The 4,896-nt window shown below is 69.9% G+C and carries 5 protein-coding genes; 2 read left to right on the top strand and 3 right to left on the bottom strand.

The genetic code is table 11. The features are described 5' to 3' along the window. Positions 1 to 494 (bottom strand): alpha-ketoglutarate-dependent dioxygenase AlkB (locus A5709_RS13600; protein ID WP_197520141.1); only part of this gene is annotated, 494 nt, incomplete at its 3' end. Positions 495 to 564: 70 nt separating this feature from the next. Between A5709_RS13600 and arcA the strand changes: the two genes are divergently transcribed. After that, positions 565 to 1,779, top strand: coding sequence for an arginine deiminase (gene arcA / locus A5709_RS13595; RefSeq protein ID WP_068120346.1), 1,215 nt, complete (start codon positions 565 to 567; stop codon positions 1,777 to 1,779). A gap of 27 nt (positions 1,780 to 1,806) precedes the next feature. Here the strand turns inward: arcA and A5709_RS13590 are convergent, their stop codons facing one another. Next, positions 1,807 to 3,375, bottom strand: coding sequence for a dolichyl-phosphate-mannose--protein mannosyltransferase (locus A5709_RS13590; protein WP_068120344.1), 1,569 nt, complete (start codon positions 3,373 to 3,375; stop codon positions 1,807 to 1,809). Positions 3,376 to 3,400: 25 nt separating this feature from the next. On the opposite strand from A5709_RS13590, the gene rsmI reads away from it, so the two are divergent. Continuing rightward, on the top strand, positions 3,401 to 4,237 hold the full coding sequence (rsmI, locus tag A5709_RS13585) for a 16S rRNA (cytidine(1402)-2'-O)-methyltransferase (protein WP_068120342.1): 837 nt from the start codon (positions 3,401 to 3,403) through the stop codon (positions 4,235 to 4,237). Between the two features lie 2 nt (positions 4,238 to 4,239). Here rsmI and A5709_RS13580 read toward each other — a convergent pair. Then, on the bottom strand, positions 4,240 to 4,896 hold a 657-nt coding region (locus A5709_RS13580), incomplete at its 5' end, for an aminodeoxychorismate synthase component I (protein WP_156768041.1).

The raw sequence follows: 4,896 nt of genomic DNA, 5'->3' as shown, positions 1-4,896 counted from the left end.
ATCACCAGCAGATCCCCGTGCGCCTGCGGCAGCCGCAACGACGGGCCGCCACCCCGCCGGCGCATGGCGAAGGTACGGGTAGCGCCCAGGCTGATGATCGCCACCATGGTGTCCTCGGAGCTGCTGCGGCCGATGGTGTCGCCGTGCCAGGCGACGCTGTCGGAGCCGTCGCGGTAGCAGCACAACCCGACCGTGGTGAACGGCTCGCCCAGCTCGCCCGCGTAGATATCGTTGAGCCGGCGCCGCAGCCGGGCCAACAGCGGATGGGGCGGCTCGTCGACGGTGAGGTCGTGAAAGCTGACCAGTCGCGGCACGTCGACCACCCGGTCATACATCTGGCGGCGTTCCTCCCGCCAGGGCACGGCCGATAACAGACCTTCGAGCAGGTCGTCGGCGTCGGTGAGCCAGCCCGCGCGGATCTCGATAAAGGCGCCGTCACCGAGTTCTCTGCGCTCGGTGTGCTGGAACAGGGAGCCTTGTGCCGCCATCTCCACGACGCCCAGTCTATCGCACATCCGTTCGATGGAGCGGGGACCGGCGGCGCGACCGGCTACCGTTTTCACTGTGGGTGTGGTTGAGCTGGGCACCAATTCCGAGGTGGGCACGCTGCGGGTCGTCATCCTGCACCGCCCCGGCGGCGAGCTGCGGCGGCTCAATCCGCGCAACATGGACCAGTTGCTTTTCGACGGGTTGCCCTGGGTCGCGCGCGCGCAAGACGAACACGACCAGTTCGCCGAGCTGCTGCGTTCGCGTGGCGTGGAGGTGCTGCTGTTGTCGGACCTGCTAGCCGAGGCGCTGACCCACAGCGGGGCCGCGCGGATGCAGGGTGTCGCCGCCGCCGTCGACGCGCGCCGGCTCGGAGTGCCGCTGGCGCAATCTCTTTCGGCGTACTTGCGGGGCCTGGACGCCGGCAGGCTGGCCCAGGTGCTGATGGCCGGCATGACGTTCAACGAATTGCCGTCGGACATCCGCACCGACGTGTCGTTGGTGCTGCGCATGCACCACGGCGCCGACTTCGTCATCGAGCCACTGCCCAACCTCGTGTTCACCCGTGACTCGTCGATCTGGATCGGTCCGCGGGTGGTCATCCCCACGCTGGCGCTGCGCGCCCGGGTGCGCGAGGCATCGTTGACCGATCTCATCTACGCCCATCACCCGCGGTTCACCGGAGTGCGGCGCGCCTACGAGTCGCGCACCGCTCCGGTCGAAGGAGGTGACGTCCTGCTGCTCGCCCCAGGGGTGGTCGCGGTTGGCGTGGGCGAGCGCACCACCCCGGCGGGTGCGGAAGCGTTGGCCCGCAGCCTTTTTGACGACGACCTCGCGCACAAGGTGCTGGCCGTGCCGATCGCCCAGCGGCGCGCGCAGATGCACTTGGACACGGTGTGCACGATGGTCGACACCGACACCGTGGTGATGTACGCCAACGTCGTCGACACGCTCTCGGCGTTCACGATCGAGCGCACGCCGGACGGCGTCGCCATCAGCGACGAGGCGCCCTTTCTGGAGGCCGCCGCCAAGGCGATGGAGATCGACAGGCTGCGCGTCATCGACACGGGGTTGGACCCCGTCATCGCCGAACGGGAGCAATGGGACGACGGCAACAACACCTTGGCGTTGGCGCCCGGAGTCGTCGTCGCCTACGAACGCAACGCGCAGACCAATGCCCGCCTGCAGGACGCGGGCATCGAGGTGCTGACCATCGCGGGGTCCGAGCTGGGCACCGGTCGCGGCGGCCCCCGCTGCATGTCGTGCCCGGTCGCCCGCGACCCGCTGCATTAGACGTCGAGATCGCCGCGCAAAAATCGACTACCGCCAGCTGGGCAGCCAGATCTCCATGTCCCAAGTCTGCTGCGAGATCGGCAGGCCGGTGAGCACCGGGAAGAGCCAGGCGAAGTTCGTCACCACCAACGCGACGTAGCAGCACACGGCGATCAGGCCGAGTGTGCGCCGTTCCGAGCTCAGCCCGCGGGCTCGACCCGGCTGGTAGAGGATGTCGCCACAGATCAGGGCGATCCCCATCACCAGGAACGGCGCCATCGTCGCCGCGTAGAAGAAGTACATCTGGCGGTCGATGTCGGCGAACCAGGGCAGCCAGCCGGCGCAATAGCCGGTCAGCACAACGGCGTAACGCCAGTCGCGGCGAACGAAGGTGCGCCAGGCCGCATACACCAGGACCGGGACCGCGAGCCACCACATTGCCGGAGTGCCCACCAGCATCTCCGCCTTGACGCACGACTGCGCGCCGCACCCGGAGACGTTCTGCTGATCGATCGCGTACAGCACTGGCCGCAACGACATCGGCCAGCTCCACGGCTTGGACTCCCACGGGTGGTAGTTCCCCGCGGCGTTCGTCAGGCTCTTATGAAAATCGAAAGCCTTGGCGGTGTAATGCCATAGCGAGCGGATGGCGTCGGGCAGCGGCACCACCGAGTGCGGGCCGATCGACTGACCCACCTCGTGTCGATCGATCGCGGTCTCGGACGCGAACCACGGCGCGTAACTGGCCAGGTACACCGCGAACGGGACGAGCGCGAGCGCGTAAGCGGTGGGAATCAGGTCGCGCCGCAAAACCCCCCGCCACGGGTTCGGCACCTGGTACTGGCGCCGCGCCGCCACGTCGAACGCCAACGACATCGCGCCGAAGAACAGCACGAAATACAGCCCGGACCACTTTGTCCCGCAAGCCAATCCGAGCAGGACGCCCGCGGAGAAGCGCCACCAGCGCACCCCCAGGCGCGGCCCCCACACCGTCTCGGCGGCGCGCCCGGCAAGCAGCGCGACGTGCATGCGCTGGCGCACCTGATCCCGGTCGACGATCAGCGCGCCGAACGCCGCGACCACGAAGAAGGTGAGGATGCCGTCGAGCAGCGCGGTCCGCGCGGCAACGAAGCTGACCCCGTCGCAGATCACCAGCACGCCGGCGATGGCGCCGACCAGCGTCGAGCGGCTGATCCGCCGGACGGTCCGCGTCACCAGCACGACCAGCACCACGCCGAGCAGGGCGCCGGTGAAGCGCCAGCCGACGCCGTTGTATCCGAAGATCGCCTCCCCGATCGCGATCAGCTGCTTGCCGACCGGCGGATGGACCACCAAGCCGAACCCGGGGTTGTCCTCCACCCCGTGGTTGTGCAGCGCCTGCCAGGCCTGCGGCGCGTAATGCTTCTCGTCGAAGACGGGGGTGCCGGCGTCGGTCGGCGAACCCAGATTGAGGAAGCGGGTGATCGCCGCGAGTACGGCGATCACGCCCGTGACGACCCAGCCGCGGATTTGATCGGTGGGCCCGAAGTCGGCCACCGGAACCATCGGACCCGGGCTGACGACGGGCACGACACGCTCGCCCTCGACGACGGGGCTTTCGCGGGGCGGGGCGGACATCGCTGTCGATCGTAGGCTGTCGGTCATGACCACTGGCCGCCTGTTGCTGGGCGCGACGCCGCTGGGCCAGCCGTCGGACGCCTCGCCCCGCCTGATCGACGCCCTCGCCCACGCGGACGTGGTGGCGGCCGAGGACACCCGCCGGGTGCGGATGCTGGCGAAAGCGCTGGACGTCGCCATTTCCGGCCGGGTGATCAGCCTGTTCGACCGGGTGGAGGCGGCCCGGGTGGACTCGCTGATCGCCGCCCTCAAGGCGGGTGCGACGGTGCTGGTGGTCAGCGATGCCGGGATGCCGCTGATCAGCGACCCCGGCTTCCGGCTGGTCGCGGCGTGCGTGGAGGCCGACCTTCCGCTGACCTGTCTCCCGGGCCCGTCGGCGGTGATGACCGCGCTGGCACTGTCGGGTCTCCCGGCGGAGAAATTCTGTTTCGAGGGTTTCGCGCCGCGCAAGAAGGCCGCGCGGCGGACCTGGCTCGAGTCGCTGGCCGACGAGCGGCGCACCTGCGTGTTCTTCGAATCGCCGCGCCGGTTGGCCGCGACTCTGCGCGACGCCGTCGACCAACTCGGCGGTGACCGCCGGGCGGCGATCTGCCGGGAACTGACCAAGGTGCACGAGGAGGTGGTGCGCGGATCGCTCGACGAGCTGGCGGCGTGGTCGGACGACGGGGTGCTCGGCGAGATCACCGTCGTGCTCGCCGGTGCGACCCCACGCGCCGACCTGCCGTCGCTGGTCGCGCGGGTGGAGGAGCTGGTCGCCGACGGCGCCCGCGTCAAGGACGCCTGCGGTGAGGTGGCCGACGCGAATCCGGGGGTGCGCTCACGCCAGCTCTACGACGCGGTCCTGCAGTCGCGCCGCGCGTGAGGTCAGCCGGCCGAAAACGCGGCGGCGATGCGCGGCTGCCCCACGATGGGGGACGCCTTGTGCAGGCATTCGGCCCATTCGGCGTCGGGATCGGAGTCCGCGGTGATCCCCCCGCCGACGCCGAGCACGGCGCCACCCGCGGCGTCGAACTCGACCGTGCGGATGGCGACGTTCAGCTCGCATCCGGCCACGGGAGAGGCCAAACCGATTGTGCCGCAATATATCCCGCGTCGATGCGGCTCCCACTGCGAAAGCAGTTGGCGGGCCCGGTGTTTGGGGGTCCCGGTAACCGAGGCCGGCGGGAAGGCGGCGTCGAGCAGCGCCGACGTCGGCAGTTCGACCGGAACCCGCGCCGACACGGTGGACACCAGGTGCCACACGCCGGGGGCGCGCCGGACCACCAACAACTCGGGCACGGTGACGGTGCCGACGAGCGCTACCCGGCCGAGGTCGTTGCGCACCAGGTCCACAATCATGATGTTCTCGGCCACCTCTTTGGCCGACGCCCGCAGCGCCGACGGCCAGGCGTCCAGGGGCAGGGTGCCTTTGATCGGGCTGGAGGTCACGAGCGTGCCGCGCCGCCGCAGGAATAACTCCGGGGACAGCGACGCCACCGCGCCCCACGCCCCGGCCAGATACGCGGCCCGCGCCGGGGAGGT

This window comes from Mycobacterium sp. E1386 (genome assembly GCF_001672745.1).
Lineage (GTDB): Bacteria > Actinomycetota > Actinomycetes > Mycobacteriales > Mycobacteriaceae > Mycobacterium.
This window is presented reverse-complemented; position numbering and strand designations above follow the sequence as displayed.